This window comes from Streptomyces sp. NPDC044061, from assembly GCF_056434305.1.
This window is the reverse complement of sequence record NZ_JBWKFL010000007.1, coordinates 154,875-177,831: the sequence shown is the minus strand read 5'-3', so window position 1 is coordinate 177,831 and position 22,957 is coordinate 154,875. Positions and strand designations below refer to the sequence as shown.

Here is a 22,957-nt window from a genome sequence, read left to right as displayed (position 1 = left end):
GGCTCAGCGGGCGTTGAAGTACTTTGCCTCCGGGTGGTGGATCACGATCGCGTCCGTGGACTGCTCGGGGTGCAGCTGGAACTCCTCGGACAGGTGGACGCCGATCCGCTCGGGCTGGAGCAGTTCGGCGATCTTGGCGCGGTCCTCCAGGTTGGGGCAGGCGCCGTAGCCGAGGGAGAAGCGGGCGCCCCGGTACTTCAGGGCGAACATGTCCTCGATGTCGGCCGGGTCCTCGCCGGCGAAGCCGAGTTCGGCGCGGACGCGGGCGTGCCAGTACTCGGCCAGCGCCTCCGCCAACTGCACGGACAGACCGTGCAGTTCGAGGTAGTCGCGGTAGGAGTTCGACTCGAACAGCTTCGCCGTCTCCTCGCCGATGCGGGAGCCGACGGTGACCACCTGGAGTCCGACGACGTCCGTCTCCCCCGACTCCTCCGGACGGAAGAAGTCGGCCAGGCAGAGCCGCCGGCCGCGGCGCTGGCGCGGGAAGGTGAAGCGGGTGCGCTCGTTGCCCCGGTCGTCCAGGATGATCAGGTCGTCGTCCTTGGAGACGCACGGGAAGTAGCCGTAGACCACGGCCGCCTCGAGCAGGTTCTCCGTCTGGAGCCTGTCGAGCAGCCCGCGCAGGCGGGGGCGGCCCTCCGTCTCCACCAGGTCCTCGTACGACGGCCCGTCCCCGGTGCGCGCCTGCCTCAGGCCCCACTGCCCCTTGAACAGCGCGCCCTCGTCCAGCCAGCTCGCGTACTCCTTGAGCTGGATGCCCTTGACGATCCGGGTGTCCCAGAACGGCGGGGCCGGTACGGGGTTGCCGGTGGCGACGTCGGAGCGGACGTGCCCCTCCTCCGGGCGCTCCTCGACCTCCGCGGTGGCCGTCGCGCGGACCCGGCGCTGCTTCAGCTCGGGCAGCTGTGCCCCGGGCACGCCTCGCTTGACGCCGATGAGCGCGTCCATCAGGCGCAGGCCCTCGAAGGCATCGCGGGCGTAGCGGACCTCACCCTCGTAGATCTCGTGCAGGTCCTGCTCGACATAGGCCCGGGTGAGGGCGGCGCCGCCGAGGATGACCGGGAAGCGGGCGGCGAGGTCGCGCTGGTTCAGCTCCTCCAGGTTCTCCTTCATGATCACCGTGGACTTCACCAGGAGGCCGGACATGCCGATCACGTCGGCCCGGTGCTCCTCGGCGGCCTCCAGGATCGCGGAGACCGGCTGCTTGATGCCGAGGTTGACGACGTTGTAGCCGTTGTTGGACAGGATGATGTCGACCAGGTTCTTGCCGATGTCGTGCACGTCGCCGCGCACGGTGGCGAGCACGATGGTGCCCTTGCCCTCGGCGTCCGACTTCTCCATGTGCGGTTCGAGGTGGGCGACGGCGGCCTTCATGACCTCGGCGGACTGCAGGACGAACGGCAGCTGCATCTGGCCGGAGCCGAAGAGGTCACCGACGACCTTCATGCCGTCCAGGAGGGTCTCGTTGACGATGTCGAGGGCGGGCCGGTCCCGAAGGGCCTCGTCGAGGTCCGCCTCCAGGCCGTTGCGCTCGCCGTCGATGATCCGGCGCTTGAGGCGCTCCTCCAGCGGCAGCGCGGCAAGTTCCTCGGCCTTGCCGGCCTTGAGCGACTTGGCGGTGGCGCCCTCGAAGAGCTGCATGAGCTTCTGGAGGGGGTCGTAGCCCACGGCGCGCCGGTCGTGGATCAGGTCGAGGGCCGTCTGCACCTCTTCCTCGCTGAACCGGGCGATCGGCAGGATCTTGGAGGCGTGCACGATCGCCGAGTCCAGGCCCGCCTTGACGCACTCGTCGAGGAAGACGGAGTTGAGCAGGATGCGGGCGGCCGGGTTCAGGCCGAAGGAGATGTTCGACAGGCCCAGCGTGGTCTGCACGTCCGGGTGCCGCTTCTTCAGCTCGCGGATCGCCTCGATGGTGGCGATGCCGTCCTTGCGGGACTCCTCCTGACCGGTGCAGATGGTGAAGGTCAGGGTGTCGATGAGGATGTCCTCCTCGCGGATGCCCCAGTTCCCGCCCAGGTCGGCGATCAGCCGTTCGGCGATCTCGACCTTCTTCTCCGGGGTGCGGGCCTGTCCCTCCTCGTCGATGGTGAGCGCGATCAGGGCGGCGCCGTGCTCCCGGGCCAGCTTGGTGACCTGGACGAAGCGGGAGTCGGGGCCGTCGCCGTCCTCGTAGTTGACGGAGTTGATCACCGCGCGGCCGCCGAGCTTCTCCAGGCCCGCCCTGATCACGTCGACCTCGGTGGAGTCGAGGACGATCGGCAGCGTGGAGGCGGTCGCGAAGCGGCCGGCCAGCTCCTCCATGTCGGCGACGCCGTCGCGGCCGACGTAGTCGACGCACAGGTCGAGCATGTGCGCGCCCTCGCGGATCTGCTCGCGCGCCATCTCCACACAGTCGTCCCAGCGGCCGCCCAGCATGGCCTCGCGGAACTTCTTGGAGCCGTTGGCGTTGGTGCGCTCGCCGATGGCCAGGTAGGAGGTGTCCTGCCGGAACGGCACGGACTGGTAGAGCGAGGCGGCGCCGGGCTCGGGCTGGGGGCGGCGCTCGACGGGCGTGGCCCCCTGGGTCCGCTCCACGAGCTGACGCAGGTGCTCGGGCGTGGTGCCGCAGCAGCCGCCGACGAGGTTCAGGCCGTAGTCGCGCACGAAGGTCTCCTGCGCGTCGGCCAGGCCCTTCGGGTCGAGCGGGAAGTGGGCGCCGTCCTTGGTGAGGATCGGCAGGCCGGCGTTGGGCATGCACAGCAGCGGGGTGCGGGAGTGGCGGGCCAGATAGCGCAGGTGCTCACTCATCTCGGCCGGGCCGGTCGAGCAGTTCAGACCGATCATGTCGATGCCGAGGGGCTCCAGCGCGGTCAGCGCGGCACCGATCTCCGAGCCGAGCAGCATGGTGCCGGTCGTCTCGAACGCCATCGAGACCAGCAGTGGCACCTCGGTACCGGTCGCCTCCATCGCGCGCCGGGCGCCCAGGATCGAGGACTTTGTCTGGAGGAGGTCCTGGGTGGTCTCCACGATCAGGGCGTCCGCGCCGCCGGCGAGCAGGCCCTCCGCGTTGGCCTGGAAGCCGTCGCGCAGCGTGTCGTAACCGATGTGGCCGAGGGTCGGCAGCTTCGTGCCGGGGCCGATCGAGCCGAGCACCCAGCGCTGGCGGCCGTCGCGGGCGCCGAACTCGTCGGCCGCCGCGCGGGCGATCCGGGCACCCGCCTCGGACAGCTCGTGGACGCGGTCGGCGATGTCGTACTCGGCCATGGCCGAGTGGTTGGCCCCGAAGGTGTTGGTCTCGACGCAGTCGACGCCCACGGCGAAGTAGGCCTCGTGGACGGAGCGGACGATGTCGGGGCGGGTGAGGTTGAGAATCTCGTTGCAGCCCTCGAGGTTCTGGAAGTCCTCGAGGGTGGGCTCCTGGGCCTGGAGCATCGTGCCCATCGCTCCGTCGGCGACCACCACACGGGTGGCGAGCGCCTCTCGGAGCGCGGACACACGGGTCCGGCTGTCGGCGGAAGGGGTCGTTGGCAACGAGGCCATGAAGGGGCTCCCTGGGATGCGACGGCTGTCGGCTATGCGGCTTCCCCGGCGAGGCCGGGTAAGGGGCACGGCGTCAGAGTAACCGGGAGTGGGCTTGGATGGGCACCGGCGTCCACGAGGCGGACGCCGGTGGCGGCACGGATGGCCGGGGCGCCACCGGCAGGCCACGGCGGATGTAACAGCTGTCGTCCGACCATTGGCGGGACGTCGACATGGACCGGTAGTGTTCGACATTGCCGAACGCGATGTTTGACGCTGTTCGGCAACGGTCGAAGAGGACGGAGGCAGGACGGGGATGGCACGGAACATCCAGTCGCTCGAACGGGCGGCCGCGATGCTGCGGCTGCTCGGGGGCGGCGAGCGACGGCTCGGCCTGTCGGACATCGCCTCGTCGCTCGGTCTCGCCAAGGGCACCGCGCACGGCATCCTGCGCACCCTCCAGCAGGAGGGCTTCGTCGAGCAGGACGACGCCTCGGGCCGGTACCAGCTGGGCGCGGAGCTGCTGCGCCTCGGCACCACGTACCTGGACGTGCACGAGTTGCGGGCGCGGGCGCTGGTGTGGACGGACGACCTGGCCCGGTCCAGCGGCGAGAGCGTGTACCTGGGTGTGCTGCACCAGCAGGGAGTGCTGATCGTGCACCACGTCTTCCGGCCGGACGACAGCCGGCAGGTACTGGAGATAGGGGCCATGCAGCCGCTGCACTCCACGGCACTGGGCAAGGTGCTGTCCGCGTCCGACCCGGTGGCCCACAGCGAGGCCCTGGAGGCCGACCGCAAGCCCTTCACGGACCGCACGGTGTGCGACCTGGAGGCGTTCGAGCACGTCCTCGACATCACGCGCGCGCGTGGGTACGCGGCGGACGTCGAGGAGACCTGGGAGGGCGTGGCCTCCGTCGCCGCGCCCATCCACGACCGGCGCCGTATGCCCGTGGGCTCGGTCGGCATCACGGGAGCCGTGGAACGGCTGTGCAAGGACGGCGAGTTGCGCCCCGACCTGATCGCCGCGGTACGGGACTGCGCCCGCGCGGTGTCCCGGGACCTGGGCGCGGGGCGGTTCTGAGCCTCTGACGACGCACCCGCTGACCAGCGGGTGACGCATTTTCCGACCGGCGGGTGATCCGCAGGGGGACGACCGGGACGCGAGCGGCGTTCCGGTTCTCGCCATACCCTGAAATGGACATATAGGGCGAGAACGTACGTCAGCGAGCAAAGAGTGATAACCGGCGGCGATCAATAACGATCCTGTTTTCGATAACAGAACCCTTGACGCATGCGTAACGCCGAAGCAAGACTCCCGTCCATCGGTCGGCATTGTCGAACACCTACCGGCAATACGCGCTAGAGTGTGACAACGCCAAGGGCCGAATTCGCTCTCACCCCCGAGGGCGCCAACCCCCGGAGGGACCCGGGGTTCGGCTTCCCTGGACGAAGGACAAAGGAGTCGCGGGTGTCCAGCTCCGACATCTTCATCGGCGAGACCATCGGTACCGCCATACTCATCCTGCTCGGTGGCGGCGTCTGCGCCGCTGTGACGCTGAAGGCCTCCAAGGCCCGTAACGCCGGTTGGCTCGCCATCACCTTCGGGTGGGGTTTCGCCGTACTGACGGCCGTTTACACCTCCGCGCCGCTCTCCGGCGCCCACCTGAACCCGGCCGTGACGCTCGCGCTCGCGATCAAGGACAAGGACTTCAGCAACCTCCCCGTCTACTGGGGCGGCCAGCTGCTCGGCGCCATGATCGGCGCGGCCCTGGTCTGGGCCGCCTACTACGGCCAGTTCCACGCCCACCTGACCGACAAGGAGATCGTCGGCGGTCCGGGTGCGCAGGCCACGGCCGCCAAGGCCGTCGAGGCCCAGGAAAAGGGCGCCGGCCCGGTCCTGGGCGTCTTCTCCACCGGTCCGGAGATCCGGAACGTGGTGCAGAACCTCGCCACGGAGATCATCGGCACCATCGTGCTGGTGCTCGCCGTCCTCACCCAGGGCCTGAACGACAAGGGCAACGGCCTGGGCACCCTGGGCGCCCTGATCACCTCGCTCGTGGTCGTCTCCATCGGCCTCTCCCTCGGCGGTCCCACGGGCTACGCGATCAACCCCGCCCGTGACCTGGGCCCGCGCATCGTGCACGCGCTGCTGCCCCTGCCCAACAAGGGCGGTTCCGACTGGAGCTACGCCTGGATCCCGGTGGTCGGTCCGCTGATCGGCGCCGCCATCGCTGCAGGCATCTACAACGTCGCCTTTGCTTAGGAAGCACCGAGTCTTCGAGCACGCGCCGTACGTAAAGCCCCATCACCACGGATCTTTCAGGAGCACACAGTGACCGACGCCCACACCGCAGGCCCCTTCATCGCGGCCATCGACCAGGGCACGACTTCCTCGCGCTGCATCGTCTTCGACAAGGACGGCCGTATCGTCTCCGTCGACCAGAAGGAGCACGAGCAGATCTTCCCGAAGCCGGGCTGGGTCGAGCACAACGCCAACGAGATCTGGACCAACGTCCAGGAGGTCGTCGCCGGAGCCATCCAGAAGGCCGGCATCACCCGCGACGACATCAAGGCCATCGGCATCACCAACCAGCGCGAGACCACCGTGCTGTGGGACAAGAACACCGGTGAGCCCGTCTACAACGCTCTTGTCTGGCAGGACACCCGCACCGACGCCCTGTGCCGGGAGCTCGGGCGCAACGTCGGCCAGGACCGCTTCCGCCGCGAGACCGGCCTCCCGCTGGCCTCGTACTTCTCCGGCCCGAAGGCCCGCTGGCTGCTCGACAACGTCGACGGCCTGCGGGAGCGCGCCGAGGCGGGCGACATCCTGTTCGGCACCATGGACACCTGGGTCATCTGGAACCTGACCGGCGGTGTCAACGGCGGCAAGCACGTCACCGACGTCACCAACGCCTCCCGTACCCTGCTCATGAACCTGCACACGATGCAGTGGGACGACAAGATCGCCGAGTCGATCGGCGTCCCGCTGCAGATCCTGCCGGAGATCCGTTCCTCCGCCGAGGTCTACGGCGAGGTCACCGGCGGCAAGCTCGGCGACCTGCTCGGCGGCATCCCGGTCGCGTCCGCGCTCGGCGACCAGCAGGCGGCCCTGTTCGGCCAGACCTGCTTCTCCGAGGGCGAGACCAAGTCCACCTACGGCACCGGCACCTTCATGGTGATGAACACCGGTGACAAGATCATCAACTCCTACGCGGGCCTGCTGACCACGGTCGGCTACAAGATCGGCGACCAGCCGACCGTGTACGCCCTCGAGGGCTCGATCGCCGTCACCGGCTCCCTGGTGCAGTGGATGCGCGACCAGATGGGCCTGATCTCCACCGCCGCCGAGATCGAGACGCTCGCGCTCTCGGTCGAGGACAACGGTGGCGCCTACTTCGTACCGGCCTTCTCCGGTCTGTTCGCCCCGCACTGGCGTTCCGACGCCCGCGGTGTGATCGCCGGCCTGACCCGGTACGTCACCAAGGCGCACCTCGCCCGCGCGGTCCTGGAGGCGACCGCCTGGCAGACCCGGGAGATCGCCGACGCGATGGTCAAGGACTCCGGCGACGAGCTGGTGGCCCTGAAGGTCGACGGCGGCATGACCTCCAACAACCTGCTGATGCAGACCCTCGCCGACGTTCTGGACGCACCGGTGGTGCGCCCGATGGTCGCCGAGACCACCTGCCTCGGCGCCGCCTACGCCGCCGGCCTGGCCGTCGGCTTCTGGTCCAGCACGGACGAACTGCGCGCCAACTGGCGCCGGGCCGCCGAGTGGACCCCCCAGATGGACGCGGACATCCGCGACCGCGAGTACAAGAACTGGCTCAAGGCCGTCGACCGGACCATGGGCTGGATCGAGGACGAGGACTGAGCGACCCGAACCGCTCAGACAACTCTGACGAGGAGTAAGTACCCGACATGACCAGTCAGTCCACCCTGAAGTCCGTACCTGCCCTGGGGACGCACCCGGCCTCCGGCTCGAACCCGAGCCGGGCCGAGACCAGGGAGCAACTCTCCAAGGCGTCGTACGACCTTCTTGTGATCGGCGGCGGCATCCTGGGCATCTCCACCGCCTGGCACGCCGCGCAGTCCGGGCTCAGGGTGGCGCTGGTCGACGCCGGCGACTTCGCCGGCGCCACCTCCTCCGCCTCCTCCAAGCTGCTCCACGGCGGTCTGCGCTACCTGCAGACCGGCGCGGTGAAGCTGGTGGCGGAGAACCACTTCGAGCGCCGTGCGGTCTCCCGCCAGGTGGCCCCCCACCTGGCGAATCCGCTCACCTTCTACCTCCCGGTGTACAAGGGCGGGCCGCACGGCGCGGCGAAGCTCGGCGCGGGCGTCTTCGCCTACTCCGCGCTCTCCGCCTTCGGCGACGGCGTGGGTCACCTGCTCAGCCCCGCGAAGGCCGCGCAGGACGTGCCCGAGCTGCGCACCGAGAACCTCAAGACCGTGGCCGTGTACGGCGACGACCAGATGAACGACGCGCGCATGGCGCTGATGACGGTCCGCGCGGCCGTCGAGGCGGGCGCGGTCGTCCTCAACCACGCCGAGGTCACCGGTCTGCGCTTCACCAAGGGCCGGGTCACCGGCGCCGACCTCAAGGACCGTACTTCCGGTGACGAGTTCGGCGTCAACGCCCGCCTGGTGCTGAACGCCACCGGTCCCTGGGTCGACCACCTGCGCCGGATGGAGGACCCGAACGCGGCGCCGTCCATCCGCCTGTCCAAGGGCGCGCACCTGGTGCTCAAGCGCACCTCGCCCTGGAAGGCCGCGCTGGCGACCCCGATCGACAAGTACCGCATCACCTTCGCCCTCCCCTGGGAGGACATGCTGCTGCTCGGCACCACCGACGAGGAGTTCGAGGGCGACCCGGCGGACGTGTCCGTCACCGAGAAGGACATAGCCCAGATCCTGGACGAGGCCGCGTTCTCCGTCCGGGACCAGCAGCTGAAGCGCGATCTGATCACCTACGCCTTCGCCGGCCTGCGCGTGCTGCCGGGCGGCCCGGGCGACACGGCCAAGGCCAAGCGCGAGACGGTCGTCACCGAGGGCAAGGCCGGCATGCTGTCCGTCGCGGGCGGCAAGTGGACCACCTTCCGGCACATCGGCCGCACGGTGATGCAGAAGCTGGAGCAGCTGCCGGGCCACCCGCTCGGCGACGACTTCGAGCCGATCTCTTCGCTGCCGAAGAAGCTCCCGCTGCCCGGTGTCGCCAACCCGCGTGCGGTCGCCCACCGCCTCCTGGTGGACCACCCGGCGCCCGGCCCGCGCATGGCCGCCGACACGGCCAAGCACCTGGCCACCCACTACGGCTCGCTGGCCTTCGACATCGCCCGCCTGGCGAACGACAACCCGGAGCTGGCCGAGCGCGTCCACCCGGACGCCCCGGAGATCTGGGCGCAGGTCGCGTGGGCCCGGGACCACGAGTGGGCCGAGACGGCGGACGACGTCCTGCGCCGCCGTACGACGCTGACGATCCGGGGCCTGGCCACGGACGAGGTCCGCGCCAAGGTCCAGGACCTGCTGGACAAGAAGTAGGCCCGGCGGCCGGCCCCTCCCCCTGACCGAGGCCGGCACCGCCGATCGGCCGGACCCCGCCGCACCGGGTCCGGAACAGTGAGAGGGGCGGCTCCACGCCGATGGAGCCGCCCCTTTCGCGTACCCGGGGCCGTTGACGGTGCCGGGTGCCGTCCCCGGCGGTACGAAGCCGACGGAACGCCGTCGATAGAGATCGGCCACAGCCCACCCCTTCATTGTCATGAACCTGCAACCCGACGGCCGGATCGCGGTTCTCATGGAGGTGTGGGATGCACCGCAGCCTTGCCACCGGCCTCGCCGCCTCGGCCCTGGCCCTGGCCCTCATCACCGTCACCGCGACCGCCACCGCCGCCACGGCGGTGGCCGCCGACAAGCCCCAGGTGCTCGCCAACTGGACCCAGACGAGCGCGTCCAGCTACAACGCGTGGGCCGCCGCCCGCGCGAACCAGTCGGCGTGGTCCGCCCACGAGTTCGACTGGTCCACCGACTACTGCTCCTCCTCGCCGGACAACCCGCTCGGATTCCCGTTCAAGACGTCCTGCGCCCGCCACGACTTCGGCTACCGCAACTACTAGGCGGCCGGCACCTTCAGCGCCGACAAGTCGCGTCTCGACAGCGCCCCCTACGAGGACCTCGAGCGCGTGCGCAACAACTGCGGCGGCGCCACGAAGACCACCCGCAACAGCACGGCGTGGACGTACTACCAGGCGGTCAAGGCCTTCGGCTGACGACCTCTCAGATGCCGGAACCGGCCGGTCACCCTCGCGCGCTCCCCTCATAATGAGCTGAGACATCCGATGTCTGAGCAGGTTCTGGGCAGGTTCTGGCGGGCGAAAGGGAGGCCGGTCATGGCAGTCACCGACGAGGCGATCGAGAAGATCAAGGGCATGATCGTCTCCGGTGCCCTGCGCCCCGGCGACCGGCTGCCCAAGGAGAGCGAACTCGCCGCCGACCTCGGCCTGTCCCGCAACTCCCTGCGGGAGGCCGTGCGGGCCCTGTCCCTGATCCGGATCCTGGACGTGCGGCAGGGCGACGGCACGTACGTCACCAGCCTCGATCCGCAGCTGCTGCTGGAGGCGATGAGCTTCGTCGTGGACTTCCACCGCGACGACACGGTGCTGGAGTTCCTGGCGGTGCGCCGGATCCTGGAACCGGCCGCGACGGCGATGGCGGCCCCGCGCATCAGCGAGCAGCAACTGGACGCCCTGTCGGCCCAGTTGGACGCGCTGGGCGCCGAGCCCTCGGTGGAGGAACTGGTCGCCTGCGACCTGGAGTTCCACCGGGGCATCGTGCAGAGCGCGGGCAACTCGGTGCTGTGCTCCCTGCTGGACGGTCTGTCGGGGCCGACGACCCGGGCCCGGATCTGGCGGGGGCTCACCCAGGAGGACGCGGTCAGCCGCACCCTGCGCGAGCACCGGGCGATCCTCGCCGCGTTGCGCGACCGGGACGCGGAGGCGGCCCGCTCCTGGGCGACCGTGCACATCGCGAGCGTGGAGCAGTGGCTCCGCAGCACGCTCTGAGGGGTCCTTGCCCATGCCCGGCGTGCCCGGCTCGCCCGCGGACCGGGGGTGTTCCGAGGTGGCGAACGGGGCAGTGATCCGGGCATCCCCGGGCAAGGGGGCTGCGGACGCTCCCGCCGGACGCCGTAAGGTTGGGACGTCAGGCGAGGGCACGTCGGAAGGAGGCACTGGGTGATCGAGCTGGAGGGGGTTCCCGAGCTGATCGACCCAGTCATGGTGGCCGCGTTCGAGGGCTGGAACGATGCCGGCGACGCCGCCTCCACGGCGGTCGCGCATCTGGAACGCGAGTGGAAGGGCGAGGTGTTCGCGGCGCTGGACGCCGAGGACTACTACGACTTCCAGGTGAACCGCCCCACGGTGTTCATGGACGCCGGAGTGCGCAAGATCACATGGCCGACGACAAGGTTGTCGGTGGTCCGGGTCGGCGGCGAGAAGCCGCGCGACCTGGTGCTGGTCCGCGGCATCGAACCGTCCATGCGCTGGCGCTCGTTCTGCAACGAGCTGCTCGGCTTCGCGCACGAGCTGGGCGTGGAGCTGGTGGTCGTCCTGGGCGCCCTGCTCGGCGACACCCCGCACACGCGTCCGGTCCCGGTCAGCGGGGTCACCTCCGACCCCGACCTGGCCCGCCGCATGGACCTGGAGGAGACCAAGTACGAGGGTCCGACGGGCATCGTCGGCGTCCTGCAGGAGGCCTGCACGCACGCCGGCGTCCCGGCGGTCTCGCTGTGGGCGGCCGTCCCGCACTACGTCTCCCAGCCGCCCAACCCCAAGGCCACGCTGGCCCTGCTCAACCGGCTCGAGGACCTGCTGGACCTGCGCATCCCGCAGGGCGAGCTGCCCGAGGACGCGCGCGCCTGGCAGGTGGGCGTGGACCAGCTGGCCGCGGAGGACAGCGAGGTCGCCGAGTACGTGCAGACGCTGGAGGAGGCCCGGGACACCGCCGAGCTGCCGGAGGCGTCCGGCGAGGCGATCGCCCGGGAGTTCGAGCGGTATCTGCGGCGCCGGGACGTCAGCCCGCCGGGCGGTCACGCCACGGCGGACGGCGGGGACGGCTCGTATCTGCGGGACAACCCCGGCGGCAGGGGCCGGCCGGCCAAGCCGCCGAAGCCGGGGGCCTCGGGGACCGCGGAAGGCTCCGCGGAGGGGCCCGCCGAGGGTTCCGCGGGTGGTTCGACAGGCGGTTCCACGGACGGTTCCGCAGGCGGTTCCACGGAGGGCTTCTCCGAAGGCGGCGACGAGGACACCTCGGCCGACTGAGACAGACCCGAAGCACACGGACCCGGGTGACCGGGACGACGGAGAAGGGGCGGTTCCCACTGCGGGAACCGCCCCTTCCGGCGTCCGGGTGCCGTCGGGCCTACAGGGCCACGCCCAGCAGCGCGTCCACGGCACGGGTCACGACCCCGGGCGCACCCGTGTCGGTGCCGCCCTCCGTCTCCTGGCGGGCCGCCCAGCGGTCCACCGCGGCCAGCGCGGCGGGCGCGTCCAGGTCGTTCGCCAGCGCCTCGCGGATCTCCTCCACGAGCGCGTCGGCGGACGGGCCGTCGGGCCGGGAGACGGCCGCGCGCCAGCGGCCGAGGCGGTCGTCGGCGTCCCGGAGCACCTGGTCCGTCCACTCCCAGTCGGAGCGGTAGTGGTGGGCGAGCAGGGACAGCCGGATGGCGGCCGGGTCGACGCCGTCGCGGCGCAGCTGCGACACGAAGACGAGGTTGCCCTTGGACTTGGACATCTTCTCGCCGTCCAGGGCGACCATGCCGGCGTGCACGTAGGCCTTGGCCATCGGGAACTCACCGGTGAGCACCTGGGCGTGCGAGGCACCCATCTCGTGGTGCGGGAAGGCGAGGTCGGAACCGCCGCCCTGGACGTCGAAGCCCATGTCGAGATGGTCGAGGGCGATGGCCACGCACTCGATGTGCCAGCCGGGGCGGCCCCGGCCGAGCGAGCCGCCGTCCCAGCTGGGCTCGCCCTCGCGGGCGGTCATCCAGAGCATGGGGTCGAGCGGGTTCTTCTTTCCGGGGCGTTCCGGGTCGCCGCCGCGCTCGGCGGACAGCAGCCGCATGGCGGCCGCGTCGAGGTTCGAGACCTGGCCGAAGTGCGGGTCGGACTCGACGGAGAAGTAGATGTCGCCCTCCAGCTCGTAGGCCGCGCCGAGGTCGCGCAGCCGCTCCACGAGCGGGACGATGCCGGGTATCGCCTCGACGGCGCCTATGTAGTGCCGGGGCGGGAGCATCCGCAGGGCGGTCATGTCCTCGCGGAAGAGGGCCGTCTCCTTCTCGGCGAGGGCGACCCAGTCGACGCCGTCCCGGTCCGCACGCTCGAGCAGCGGATCGTCGACGTCGGTGACGTTCTGGACGTAGTGAACCTGCCGCTTGGTGTCGAGCCACACGCGCTGAACGAGGTCGAACGCGTTGTAGGTCGCCGCGTGACCCATGTGGGTCGCGTCGTACGGCGTGATGCCGCAGACGTAGATACGGGCGACGGGACCGGGGTCGAGGGTGACGAGGCCGCCGGTCGCGGTGTCGTGGATCCTCAGGTCGCGGCCCTGATCAGGCAGGGCGGGGACCTCGGAAGCGGGCCAGGCATGCATGTACATGAGCCTAACCCGGCCAGGAGCCGCGTATACGAACGGGATCGCGCCGGATGGCCGGGCGGGCGTTCTTGTGGATCGCTCCGCGATGTGCCTACACGGGTGGCCAGGGGATCGAGGGCCACTCCCCGCCCGGCTCCGGGTGCCGTCCGGAGGCCAGCAGCGCGTCGACCCGCGCGCGCGTGGCGTCGATTTCGGCCGCCGTGATCAGTCCGGCGAGCCGCACGGCCAGTTCCCCGCCCCCGGCAAGGGTCTTCTTCAGCCCTTCGAGCACCTCCAGCGCCTCCGGGGTGAGCGGCTCCCCGGCCCAGCCCCACAGCAGCGTGCGCAGCTTGTCCTCGACGTTGAAGGTGACGCCGTGGTCGATGCCGTAGAGCCGGCCGTCCGTGGTGGGCAGCAGGTGGCCGCCCTTGCGGTCGGCGTTGTTGATCACCGCGTCGAGGATCGCGAGGCGGCGCAGCCGCTCGTCGTCGGCGTGCACCAGCAGCGCAGTGCGGCCGTCGCCGACCTCGGCGAACGCGACCGCCTTCCAGCCCGGCCCGGGTTCCTCGCCGTCGACGAGGGCGAGCAGCTCGGCCTCGGCATGGACATCGATCCACAGCTGGCACATGCCCTCGCCGTACGGGCCGTCGCGCAGCACGGTCGGGGGTACGAGCCCCCAGCCGGTGGCCTCGGAGACCTCGTAGGCGGCCACCTCGCGGCCGGCCAGGGTGCCGTCGGGGAAGTCCCACAGCGGGCGCTCGCCGGCCACCGGCTTGTACACACAACTGGCTTCGCGGCCGTCGAGGGCGACCGTGCAGAACAGCGCCGCGTTGGACGCCTCGCGGATCCGGCCGCGCACGGACAGCTCGCCCCGCGCGAGCAGCTCGGCGGCGTGCGGGTCGGCCGTCAGGCTCCGCGGCGGTATCCGTTCTGGCGCGGACATACGTGTCCTTCCGGATCGAGCGGGAGGCTGCACAGCGGGCACGGCGGCCGCCCGGCGTTGACGATGTCGAGTGCGCGCTTGGCGAAGGCCCGGGCCTGCGCGCCGGTCAGCCGGACCCGCAGCATCGGGGGCCCGTTCTCCTCGTCCTGGAGCAGCCGCTCCTCGGCCTCGGCGAGGTCCTCCTCGGTGTCGGCGTCCAGCTCCACGAGGGCCTGCGCCTCCACGATCATGCGCTGCTCCTCGCCGTCCCAGGCCAGAGCCATGGTGCCGACGCGGAACTCCTCCTCGATGGGGACCTCCAGCGGGGCGGTGTCGGCGATCTCCGAGGGGGCCACGGCGGGGACGGCCGCGCTGCCGCCGCTGCGCCGTACGACCTCGTCCAGCAGCTCGTCCATGCGCTCGGCGAGCGCGGCGACCTGGGTCTTCTCCAGAGCCACGCTGGTCACCCGGGGGCCTGCGGTGGCCTGGAGGAAGAACGTACGGCGTCCGGGCAGTCCGACCGTGCCGGCGATGAAACGGTCCGGCGGATCGTAGAGGAACACCTGACGGGACACGTCCTGTCTCCATGGGATTCGAGGGTTGCTGCGGTGCGGGCCTGGTGCGAGGGCGACTGCGTGGATCGCTTCACCCTACTGCGGCCGACGATCACGGTGCGCCCGCACCACCTCCGACCGGTGCGTCTTCCCCGGGAGGTTCCTCGCGCGGGGCAAGGGAGGCGAAATCGCCGGTGTCGCCGAGGCGAACGAGAAACGGCCTGAGGCGGGTGTAACGGATCGCTGTGATGGAACACGGTTCCACGGAGATCCGCTGGAAGAGGTCGAGATGAAGCCCGAGGGCGTCCGCGACGAGGGACTTGATGATGTCACCGTGCGAGCACATGAGGTAGACGCCGTCGGCGCCGTGGTCGCGCTCCACGCGCGCGTTCCACTCGCGTACGGCCTCGGCGGCGCGGGTCTGCATGGCCCGCATGGACTCGCCGCCCGGGAAGGCGGCGGCCGACGGGTGGGCCTGGACGACCTCCATCAGCGGTTCGTCCGACAGTTCGGCGAGCTTGCGGCCGGACCAGTCGCCGTAGTGGCACTCCCCGATCCGTTCGTCGGTGTGGGCGCGCAGCCCGGGGCGGGCCTCGAGCAGCGGCCGTACGGTCTCCTGACAGCGTTGCAGGGGGCTTGCGACGACCTCGGAGATCGGCAGCCCCTCGAGTCGTCCGGGCAGCGCGGCCGCCTGCGCGGCTCCGCGCTCGTCCAGGGCGACGCCTGGCGTCCACCCTGCGAGCACACCCGAGGTGTTGGCGGTTGACCGTCCGTGCCTGACGAGGATCAGCGTGGGCATGCGGCCCAGGGTAAGCGCATCACAGGCACAGGCGATCGGACGAAGGGAGAGTGCGCCCAGTGATCGTGGACTGCGCCGTGTACCGGCACGGGCACCGCACCGAGGGCCCGGAGGACCTGTCCGACGCGCTGGCCGAGGCGCGGGCGGCGGGCGGGTTCGTGTGGATCGGGCTGCACGAGCCGTCGGAGCGGGAGTTCGACCTGGTGACCCATGAGTTCGGGCTGCACCCGCTGGCCGTCGAGGACGCCCTCAAGGCGCATCAGCGGCCCAAGCTGGAGGTGTACGACGACTCGCTGTTCATGGTCCTCAAGCCGGTGGTGTACGAGCCGGAGAGCGACACCGTCTCGGCCGGTGAGGTCATGATCTTCATGGGTGACGCGTTCGTGGTCACCGTCCGGCACGGCGAGGGTGCGCCGCTCACGGCCGTACGGCGCCGGCTGGAGGAGGAGCCGGAGATGCTGGGCAAGGGCCCGACCGCCGTGCTGTACGCCATCGCCGACGCCACCGTCGACCACTACCTGGAGGTGGCGACGGAGCTGCAGACGGACCTGGAGGAGCTGGAGGCGGAGGTGTTCCAGCCGGAGGGTGGCGGCTCGCGGCACACCGCGTCACGGATCTACACCTTCAAGCGGCAGGTCCTGGAGTTCCGGCGGGCCACCGGTCCGCTCGCGCTGCCGCTGACCCGGCTGGCCGGCACCGGTCAGTTCGGCGGCGGCGTGCCGTTCGTCGACGACAAGGCGCGGCCCTTCTTCCGTGACGTGAACGACCACCTCGCACGTGTGAACGAGTCGGTGGAGGGCCTGGACCGGCTGGTGTCGGACATCCTCAACGCGCATCTGGCGCAGATGAGCGTGCGGCAGAACGACGACATGCGGAAGATCTCCGCGTGGGCGGCGATGGCGGCGGTGCCCACGATGATCGCGGGCATCTACGGCATGAACTTCGACCACATGCCCGAGTTGCACTGGCTGTGGTCCTATCCGGTGGTGATCCTGGTGATGGCCGTCCTGGAGGTGCTGCTGTACCGGCAGTTCAAGCGGCGCGGCTGGCTGTGAGCGCGGCTCAGGCGAACTCGGGGGCGGGGGTCGCGGGGTCGCCGAGGGCGTCCCGGCGCTCGGGCATGCGCAGGGTCACCATGCGGCGCCAGCCGCCGAGGCGCTCGTAGGCGTACTGGGCGTGGATGCCGGCCGCGAGCAGGGCGGACTTGGCCCTGGGCCAGCCGAGGATGCGGCTCATGCGGGCCATGACGGCGAGGCTGACGTCCCGGTGGACGCGGATCTCGGCGAGCGCGCACGCGCGCAGGGTGCGCTGGATGAGCCGGCCGTGTCCGGCGGCGGCGAAGCGCAGGAGTTCCTCGTGGGTGTAGGCGAGGTGGTTGTCCTCGTCGCGGGAGATCATCCGCACGGCACGGCCGACCTCGGGGTCGCTGCCGAAGCACTTGCGGAGCATCGCCATCTGCTCGGCGGCGCGCTGTTCGGTGACCCTGCTGTGCGCGAGGTAGACGATGATGTCCCGCACGGTGAGCGGCTCGTCCCGGCGGAGCCTGTCGTGGGCGAGGCCGATGCCGCGGCGCTCCAGGAGCATCGTGTAGTCGGTCTCGGGCGGGACGGGCACCGGGGCGAGGCCGCGCTTCCTCACCAGGGCGTCGAAGATGCGCCCGTGCTTGTCCTCGTCGGCGCCGTGCCGGGCGATCCTGGGGGCCAGAGCGCGTTCGCCCAGCGGTACCAGCGCGGCGATCCTGCCGTTCTCCCAGCCGCCCTGCGACTCGCCGCCGGCGGCGATGGAGCAGAAGAGCCGAAACGACTCGTCGTTGTCGAGGATCTCCTGGAACAGACTCTTGGCCGAAAGCATGCAATGAGTCAAATGCGGACATAGGGGCACCGCAACAGCAGTGCGCTCCGGCTCGGCCGAAAGGAGGTGCTCCGGGGTCGTAACCGCACGGCGCCCGGTGCGTTGTTCCTCGTGACGGCCGTGGCGGGGTAGACCCCCGAGCCCCCACCACGGCCGCTGAAAACCCCTCAGGCGAGCCCGGCGCGCTCCAGGGCCTCGCTGCCGGCCCGCAGGGAGGCGATCCGCTCGTCGAGCGTGAAGCCGGCGGGGGCGAGGCTGAGGGTGGTGACCCCGGCGGCGGCGTAGGCCTTCATCCGGTCGGCGATGCGGTCCACCGAGCCCAGCAGCGTGGTCTGGTCGATGAGGTCCTGCGGGACGGCGGCCGCGGCGCCCTGCTTGTCCCCGGAGAGGTACTTCTCCTGGATCTCGGCGGCCTGCTTCTCGTATCCCATGCGCCGGGCGAGCTGGTTGTAGAAGTTCTGCTTGAAGCTGCCCATGCCGCCGACGTACAGCGCGGTGTAGGGGCGGAAGGTGTCGGCGAGCCGGGCCACGTCCTTGTCGTCGCCGACGGCCAGCGGCAGGGTCGGGCAGATGTCGAACCCGTCGAGGGTCTTGCCGGCCTTCTCCCGCCCGGCGCGCAGGTACGAGACGGTGGTGTCCTCGAGGTGCTCGGCGGACGGGAAGATCACCAGGGCCCCGTCGGCGATCTCGCCGGTCTGCTCCAGGTTCTTCGGCCCGATGGCGGCGATGTAGAGCGGGATGTGCTCGCGCTGCGGGTGCACGGTCAGCTTGATGGGCTTGCCCGGGCCGCCGGGCAGCGGCAGCGTCCAGTGCTCGCCCTCGTACGACAGCCGCTCGCGGGTCATCGCCCTGCGCACGATCTCCACGTACTCGCGTGTGCGCGACAGCGGCTTGTCGAACTTGACGCCGTACCAGCCCTCGGAGACCTGCGGCCCGGAGACGCCGAGGCCCAGCCGGAAGCGGCCCCCGGACAGCGAGTCCAGCGTCGCCGCGGTCATCGCGGTCATGGCCGGCTGCCGGGCCGGGATCTGGAAGATGGCCGAGCCGACGTCGATGCGCTCGGTCTGCGCGGCGACCCAGCTGAGCACCGTGGCGGCGTCGGAGCCGTACGCCTCGGCGGCCCAGCACACGGAGTACCCCAGCCGCTCGGCCTCCTGTGCCACGGCCAGATTGTCCGCGTCCATCCCGGCACCCCAGTAGCCGAGGTTGATCCCGAGCTGCATGGCCGATTCCCCTTACCCATGAGTAACGTCGCTTGGCGGAGACCATAGCGCGGGGGCGGGCCCGGTGGGCAGGGCGTGGCCGGTATCGGGGGCCGATCGGGTGGTGCCGCGTGGCCGGTCGAGTTGTCCACAGGCAACCCACGGCACCAGTTCTGGCCAGTAATCTCGCGCACATGGAGCAGAGGCATCTCGGCCGCACAGGCCTGCGCGTGTCCCGCATCGGACTCGGCACCCTCACCTGGGGCCGGGACACCGACGAGCACGACGCCGCGGACATGCTGAAGGCGTTCTGGGAGGCCGGCGGCACCCTCGTCGACACCGCGGACGTGTACGGCGACGGAGAGGCGGAGTATCTGCTCGGACAGCTCATAGACGGCCTGGTGCCGCGCCGGGACCTGGTGGTCTCGACCAAGGCGGGCAGCGTCCCCGATCCCGACCGCCGCGTCGACGGCTCACGCGGCCATCTGCTCGCCGCCCTGGACGCCTCCCTGGCCCGCCTCGGCACGGACTACGTCGACCTCTGGCACATCCACGCCTTCGACCCCGGCACCCCGCTGGAGGAGACGCTCCAGGCCCTCGACCTGGCCGTGAGCAGCGGCCGTGCCCGGTACGTCGGCGTCTCCAACTTCTGCGGCTGGCAGCTCGCCAAGGCGGCCACCTGGCAGCTCGCGGCGCCGGGCACGCGCACCCGGCTGGCCGGCACGCAGCTGGAGTACTCGCTGCTCCAGCGCGGCGCCGAGCGCGAGGTGCTGCCCGCGGCGCTCGACCTGGGCGTCGGACTGCTGCCCTCCTCGCCCCTGGGCCGCGGCGTGCTCACCGGCAAGTACCGGCACACCACTCCCCAGGACTCGCGGGGCGCCTCGGAGCACCTCGCGCCGTTCGTCGAGCCGTACCTGGACGACACGGGGACCCGGATCGTGGACGCGGTGACGACGGCCGCCGACGGGCTCGCGGTCACCCCGCTCCAGGTGGCCCTCGCCTGGGTCCGGGACCGGCCCGGCGTGGCCGCCCCGATCGTCGGCGCGCGCAACGCGCAGCAGCTCACGGCGGCACTGTCAGTGGAGGCCCTTAGTCTTCCTGACGAGATCTGCCGGGCGCTCGACGATGTGTCGGCGCCCGTGCACCGCTATCCCGATCACGACTGGAGCACGCTGTGAGCACGGAGCCGGAGACCACGGAGGACACCGGGCCCGGAACCCCGGACACCCCGGAGAGCCCGGAGACGCCGGAGCAGGACACGGCGGCCGGCGACAGCGGTGAGAGCACCGGCGCCGGGACCGCCGAGGGTGCGGCCGCCTCCGACCGGTCCGAGGCGGAGGCCGAGCTGGCCGCGCAGCGGATCGAGCGGGAGCGGATCGAGCGGCGCAGGGCCGAGAAGAAGGGGCCCATCGAGAGCGGCACCAAGCTGAGCGGCAAGGCGGCCGACCTGCTCGCCGCCGTCCGGGCCGTGGAGGGCGGCGAGAAGCCCGTCGCCACGGTGTTCGCCGAGCCCGAGCCGGCCCCGCGCCGCCCCGCCCCGGAGCCCGTGCGGCGACCGCAGCCCGCCCCGGCGGCGGCCCCGGGCGCACCCGCCCCGGAGGCCGTGGAGTCCGTACGGCGGGTACTGGCCGAGGGCGGCGCGCCCGAGGCGCTGGCCCCCCAGGTGGCGGCGGCCCTCGGCGAGGGCGCCGACGGCGCGCTCCGGGAGGACCCCTGGCAGCTGCTGCGGGTCGGCGGCGTACGGCCGGAACAGGCCGACGGGTTCGCGCGGGCACTGCTCGGCGCGGAATGCGGCCCGGACGACGAGCGGCGGGGCCGCGCGACGACCGTGTGGCTGCTGGAGCAGGCGGCGCTGGCCGGACACACCGCGCTGGAACTGCCGGCGCTGACCGCGGCCCTGAGCCGGCGGGCCGTGCCCGACCCGGACGCCGCCGTGCAGAGCACGCTCGCCGAGGGCGAGGCGCTGGCGTTCCAGGACGCCCTGGAGGAGCCGGGCGCCCCGGCCCCGCAGGAGGAGGACGGCGAGGAGGAGCGCCCGGTCCGGGTCCTCGTCGGTCTGGAGCGGTACGCCCTCGCCGAGGAGAGCCTCGCCGACGGCCTGGCCCGCCTGGTCAACTCCGTGCCCAAGGAAGCCGCCGAGCCCTGGGAGACGGTCGCGGCGGGGACATCGGGCGGTGCGGCCGAGCTGGCCCGCGCGGTCGCCGGGCACGGCCTGGTGCTGCACACCGGCGGCGAGGCGGCCCGGGCCGAACCGGCCGCGCTGCTCGGCGCCGCCCGCGCCGCGGGTCTGCGCGCCTTCGCCGTCTGCCACACCGCCGACGGTCGCCACCGCCTCGCCGCGCCGGGGGGTGAGTCCGGCGACGCCCTGCCCGTCGGCACGGTCGCCGGTGTCCTCTCCGGTGCCGAGGGGCCCGGCCGGGACGCGGACGGCGCCCTGGACCTCGAGCTGCTGATCGTGCTGGACGCGCCCCAACTGGACGTGGAGAGCGCCGCGATGCTGGTCGAGTCGCTGCCCGACGGCGCCCGGCTGGTGCTGAGCGGCGACCCCGCGGTGCTGTGGTCCGCCGGACCCGGGCGGGTCTTCGCCGACCTGCTCGCGGCCCGCGCCTGCCCGCAGATCGCCTCCCGCACCCCGGATCCCGGCCCGCTCGGCGAGCTGGTCTCCGGCATCGGCGCCGGCGAGCTGAACCAGGTCGAGGCCCCGGGCAAGGAGATCGTCATCGTGCCCGTGCGGGACGCGGGCGACGCCGTGCACCGGACCGTGCAGCTGGTCGCGGACTCGGTGCCGCGCGCGATCGGTGTGCCGCCCGAGCAGACGGTGGTGATCACGCCGGGCCACGGCGGCGGCGCCGGCACCCGGGCCCTCAACTCCGCCCTGAAGGAACGCCTCAACCCGGGCCCCGGCCGCTTCGGCGGCTTCGACCCCGGTGACCGGATCGCCTACTCCCCCGCCCCGGGCCGCACGGTGCCGGGTCGGGTGGTGAGCGCGGACGCCGACGGGCTGCACCTGGAGTGCGCGGGCGTCCCCGCCGTCGTACCGCGCGAGCGGGTGGAGCAGTGTGTGCGGCACGGCTGGGCGCTGACCGCGCACCAGGCGGTGGGCGGCCGCTGGCCGGCCGCGGTGGTGGTCCTCCCCGGCGATGCCGCGCAGACCCTCAGCAGGCCGTGGGTGTACACGGCGTTCGGCCGGGCGGAACGCCACCTGTCGGTGGTGCACGGCGTGGAACAGGCGCTGCCGACGGCGGTGGCGGAGGCCCTGGCCAAGCCGCGCACGACACGCCTGCAGACGCTGCTGCGCACCCAGGTGCCGGCGGCGGGCTGACTCTTTCACGAGCCGCGACTGCGATCGGCCACGGCAGCGATTGGCTGCGGCAGCGATCAGCCGTGACAGCGACCGGTGACGACGACGTGGTGCGGCGGTGCCGTGTCGGCCCGGGGATGGTCGGACAGACCCCCGAGCCCCCACGACACCGCCGTCTCGCCTCACCGTTCGGCGTCGAGCGGCTCCAGATCCCCGTCCTCGTCCGCGTCGAACGCGAGATCGTCCGCCTCCTCCTCGTCGTCGGAGACGTCCTCGTCGAACACCGCGCTCACGTCGAATCTGCACACCACCCGCTGCGGGTCGACCTGCTCGAACGGCGCCTCGAGCCATTCACCGGGCTCGGCAGGCTCGTCCGCGGCGGTGACCCAGAGCGTGGAGTCGCCCTCCTCCAGGCCGAACTCCTTGTGCCGGGAGGCGATCTCGTCGGGTTCGAACTCACCGAACAGGATGCCCAGCGCCCCGGGCACCGTGCTCGCGGCGTCCTCGTCCGCACCGCCGCCGTCCTCGTACTCCGCCGCCTCGACCCGCTGGGCCTGCGCCAGCAGCCGCTGGGGTTCCGCCACGGCGTAGTCGCGGCGGATCAGCACGCTGATCGCGTTCGGCTCCTCGGGGCCCGCATACGGCGGCAGCGTGTCTTCCGTACCGGGGATCTCGAAGGGCGTGACCTCGTCATAGCGGTCGTAGAGCAGCTCGTCGTACACCTCGGCGGCCGCGGCCAGCTGGTTGAACGCCTCGTAGACGGCCGGGTCGTCCTCCCCCGACCTGCGTTCGACCGCGGCCAGGTGGCGGTCGAGCGCGGTCTTGACCGCCTCGGCGGCGGCGCGTACCTCGGCAGCGGTGGGCTGCGCAGCATCAGACATAGTGCAGACGCTATCCGTACCGGGCACCAGCCCGCACAATAGATGCGATGCCGGAATACGAATTTGTCGACGTGTACGTGCCTCGTGGGGTGTCCCGCAAGGAGGCCGCACGTCTGCTGACGGACCATGCCGAGTACGGACACTGGGAGTTGGACCGACTGAGCCTGCTGCGCGACGGCAGCCGCAGGGTGCGGTTGCGCCGGCGAATCATCCGCCAGGTGCGCGCCACGTGGTGAGACAGGACGCATGACGGGAGCGGGGGGGGGGGGGGGGGGGGGGGGGGGGTCGTGTTTGTTTGTTTTCTGTTTTCCCTTTTCTCTTTTTT

The 22,957-nt window shown here is 71.5% G+C and carries 18 protein-coding genes and 1 pseudogene; 11 read left to right on the top strand and 8 right to left on the bottom strand.

The window, feature by feature from the left end; translation table 11 throughout:
- Positions 1–3: 3 nt before the first annotated feature.
- Positions 4–3,519 (bottom strand): methionine synthase, encoded by a 3,516-nt coding sequence (gene metH / locus AC07CM_RS13885; protein WP_478876597.1) that lies wholly within the window; start codon positions 3,517–3,519, stop codon positions 4–6.
- A 295-nt stretch (positions 3,520–3,814) separates the two neighbouring features.
- Between metH and AC07CM_RS13880 the strand changes: the two genes are divergently transcribed.
- From AC07CM_RS13880 to AC07CM_RS13850, 7 genes and pseudogenes are all read left to right on the top strand, one after another.
- On the top strand, positions 3,815–4,579 hold the full coding sequence (locus AC07CM_RS13880; protein ID WP_478876596.1) for an IclR family transcriptional regulator: 765 nt from the start codon (positions 3,815–3,817) through the stop codon (positions 4,577–4,579).
- A gap of 387 nt (positions 4,580–4,966) precedes the next feature.
- The gene (locus tag AC07CM_RS13875; RefSeq protein WP_478876595.1) at positions 4,967–5,761 is read left to right on the top strand and encodes an MIP/aquaporin family protein; all 795 of its coding nucleotides are present in this window, start codon (positions 4,967–4,969) and stop codon (positions 5,759–5,761) included.
- A 69-nt stretch (positions 5,762–5,830) separates the two neighbouring features.
- On the top strand, positions 5,831–7,369 hold the full coding sequence (gene glpK, locus AC07CM_RS13870) for a glycerol kinase GlpK (protein WP_478876594.1): 1,539 nt from the start codon (positions 5,831–5,833) through the stop codon (positions 7,367–7,369).
- Positions 7,370–7,416: 47 nt separating this feature from the next.
- Positions 7,417–9,033, top strand: a complete 1,617-nt coding sequence (locus tag AC07CM_RS13865) for a glycerol-3-phosphate dehydrogenase/oxidase (RefSeq protein ID WP_478876593.1) — start codon at positions 7,417–7,419, stop codon at positions 9,031–9,033.
- Between the two features lie 269 nt (positions 9,034–9,302).
- Positions 9,303–9,761, top strand: a pseudogene (locus AC07CM_RS13860) (phospholipase).
- Between the two features lie 120 nt (positions 9,762–9,881).
- Entirely contained in the window at positions 9,882–10,553 is a 672-nt protein-coding gene (locus AC07CM_RS13855; RefSeq protein WP_478876592.1) for a FadR/GntR family transcriptional regulator, read from the top strand.
- Between the two features lie 171 nt (positions 10,554–10,724).
- Positions 10,725–11,810 carry a PAC2 family protein gene (locus AC07CM_RS13850; protein ID WP_478876591.1) on the top strand — a complete coding sequence of 362 codons (1,086 nt, stop codon included), beginning with the start codon at positions 10,725–10,727 and terminating at the stop codon, positions 11,808–11,810.
- Between the two features lie 100 nt (positions 11,811–11,910).
- Here AC07CM_RS13850 and mshC read toward each other — a convergent pair whose 3' ends face one another.
- From mshC to AC07CM_RS13830, 4 genes are all read right to left on the bottom strand, one after another.
- A complete protein-coding gene (gene mshC / locus AC07CM_RS13845; protein ID WP_478876590.1) occupies positions 11,911–13,140 on the bottom strand; it encodes a cysteine--1-D-myo-inosityl 2-amino-2-deoxy-alpha-D-glucopyranoside ligase in 1,230 nt (409 codons plus the stop codon).
- 94 nt (positions 13,141–13,234) lie between these two features.
- Positions 13,235–14,065, bottom strand: coding sequence for an SCO1664 family protein (locus AC07CM_RS13840; protein ID WP_478876589.1), 831 nt, complete (start codon positions 14,063–14,065; stop codon positions 13,235–13,237).
- Positions 14,029–14,619 (bottom strand): DUF3090 domain-containing protein, encoded by a 591-nt coding sequence (locus tag AC07CM_RS13835; RefSeq protein WP_478876588.1) that lies wholly within the window; start codon positions 14,617–14,619, stop codon positions 14,029–14,031. The genes AC07CM_RS13840 and AC07CM_RS13835 overlap by 37 nt, the downstream gene beginning before the upstream one ends.
- Before the next feature lie 91 nt (positions 14,620–14,710).
- Entirely contained in the window at positions 14,711–15,397 is a 687-nt protein-coding gene (locus tag AC07CM_RS13830) for a histidine phosphatase family protein (protein WP_478876587.1), read from the bottom strand.
- Positions 15,398–15,456: 59 nt separating this feature from the next.
- On the opposite strand from AC07CM_RS13830, the gene corA reads away from it, so the two are divergent.
- Positions 15,457–16,452 carry a magnesium/cobalt transporter CorA gene (gene corA, locus AC07CM_RS13825; protein WP_478876586.1) on the top strand — a complete coding sequence of 332 codons (996 nt, stop codon included), beginning with the start codon at positions 15,457–15,459 and terminating at the stop codon, positions 16,450–16,452.
- Between the two features lie 7 nt (positions 16,453–16,459).
- Here the strand turns inward: corA and AC07CM_RS13820 are convergent, their stop codons facing one another.
- Positions 16,460–17,248, bottom strand: a complete 789-nt coding sequence (locus tag AC07CM_RS13820) for a ferritin-like domain-containing protein (protein WP_478876585.1) — start codon at positions 17,246–17,248, stop codon at positions 16,460–16,462.
- 167 nt (positions 17,249–17,415) lie between these two features.
- Positions 17,416–18,471: an LLM class F420-dependent oxidoreductase gene (locus AC07CM_RS13815; RefSeq protein ID WP_478876584.1), complete on the bottom strand. Its 1,056-nt coding sequence runs from the start codon at positions 18,469–18,471 to the stop codon at positions 17,416–17,418.
- A 173-nt stretch (positions 18,472–18,644) separates the two neighbouring features.
- On the opposite strand from AC07CM_RS13815, the gene AC07CM_RS13810 reads away from it, so the two are divergent.
- Positions 18,645–19,628 (top strand): aldo/keto reductase, encoded by a 984-nt coding sequence (locus tag AC07CM_RS13810; RefSeq protein WP_478876583.1) that lies wholly within the window; start codon positions 18,645–18,647, stop codon positions 19,626–19,628.
- Entirely contained in the window at positions 19,625–21,772 is a 2,148-nt protein-coding gene (locus AC07CM_RS13805) for a helix-hairpin-helix domain-containing protein (RefSeq protein ID WP_478876582.1), read from the top strand. Before AC07CM_RS13810 ends, AC07CM_RS13805 begins: the two co-directional genes overlap by 4 nt.
- 161 nt (positions 21,773–21,933) lie before the next feature.
- Here the strand turns inward: AC07CM_RS13805 and AC07CM_RS13800 are convergent, their stop codons facing one another.
- Positions 21,934–22,632 (bottom strand): hypothetical protein, encoded by a 699-nt coding sequence (locus tag AC07CM_RS13800; RefSeq protein WP_478876581.1) that lies wholly within the window; start codon positions 22,630–22,632, stop codon positions 21,934–21,936.
- Positions 22,633–22,679: 47 nt separating this feature from the next.
- On the opposite strand from AC07CM_RS13800, the gene AC07CM_RS13795 reads away from it, so the two are divergent.
- Positions 22,680–22,868, top strand: a complete 189-nt coding sequence (locus tag AC07CM_RS13795; RefSeq protein ID WP_383386159.1) for a DUF5703 family protein — start codon at positions 22,680–22,682, stop codon at positions 22,866–22,868.
- Positions 22,869–22,957 lie beyond the last annotated feature (89 nt).

Excerpts from the sequence above, each read along its gene's own strand:
- AC07CM_RS13855 (WP_478876592.1), top strand. The coding sequence starts at position 9,882 with ATGGCAGTCACCGACGAGGCGATCGAGAAGATCAAGGGCATGATCGTC.
- AC07CM_RS13880 (WP_478876596.1), top strand. The coding sequence starts at position 3,815 with ATGGCACGGAACATCCAGTCGCTCGAACGGGCGGCCGCGATGCTGCGG.
- AC07CM_RS13840 (WP_478876589.1), bottom strand. The coding sequence starts at position 14,065 with ATGTCCGCGCCAGAACGGATACCGCCGCGGAGCCTGACGGCCGACCCG.
- AC07CM_RS13820 (WP_478876585.1), bottom strand. The coding sequence starts at position 17,248 with ATGCTTTCGGCCAAGAGTCTGTTCCAGGAGATCCTCGACAACGACGAG.
- metH (WP_478876597.1), bottom strand. The coding sequence starts at position 3,519 with ATGGCCTCGTTGCCAACGACCCCTTCCGCCGACAGCCGGACCCGTGTG.
- AC07CM_RS13800 (WP_478876581.1), bottom strand. The coding sequence starts at position 22,632 with ATGTCTGATGCTGCGCAGCCCACCGCTGCCGAGGTACGCGCCGCCGCC.
- AC07CM_RS13795 (WP_383386159.1), top strand. The coding sequence starts at position 22,680 with ATGCCGGAATACGAATTTGTCGACGTGTACGTGCCTCGTGGGGTGTCC.
- AC07CM_RS13815 (WP_478876584.1), bottom strand. The coding sequence starts at position 18,471 with ATGCAGCTCGGGATCAACCTCGGCTACTGGGGTGCCGGGATGGACGCG.
- AC07CM_RS13830 (WP_478876587.1), bottom strand. The coding sequence starts at position 15,397 with ATGCCCACGCTGATCCTCGTCAGGCACGGACGGTCAACCGCCAACACC.
- mshC (WP_478876590.1), bottom strand. The coding sequence starts at position 13,140 with ATGCATGCCTGGCCCGCTTCCGAGGTCCCCGCCCTGCCTGATCAGGGC.
- AC07CM_RS13810 (WP_478876583.1), top strand. The coding sequence starts at position 18,645 with ATGGAGCAGAGGCATCTCGGCCGCACAGGCCTGCGCGTGTCCCGCATC.
- AC07CM_RS13865 (WP_478876593.1), top strand. The coding sequence starts at position 7,417 with ATGACCAGTCAGTCCACCCTGAAGTCCGTACCTGCCCTGGGGACGCAC.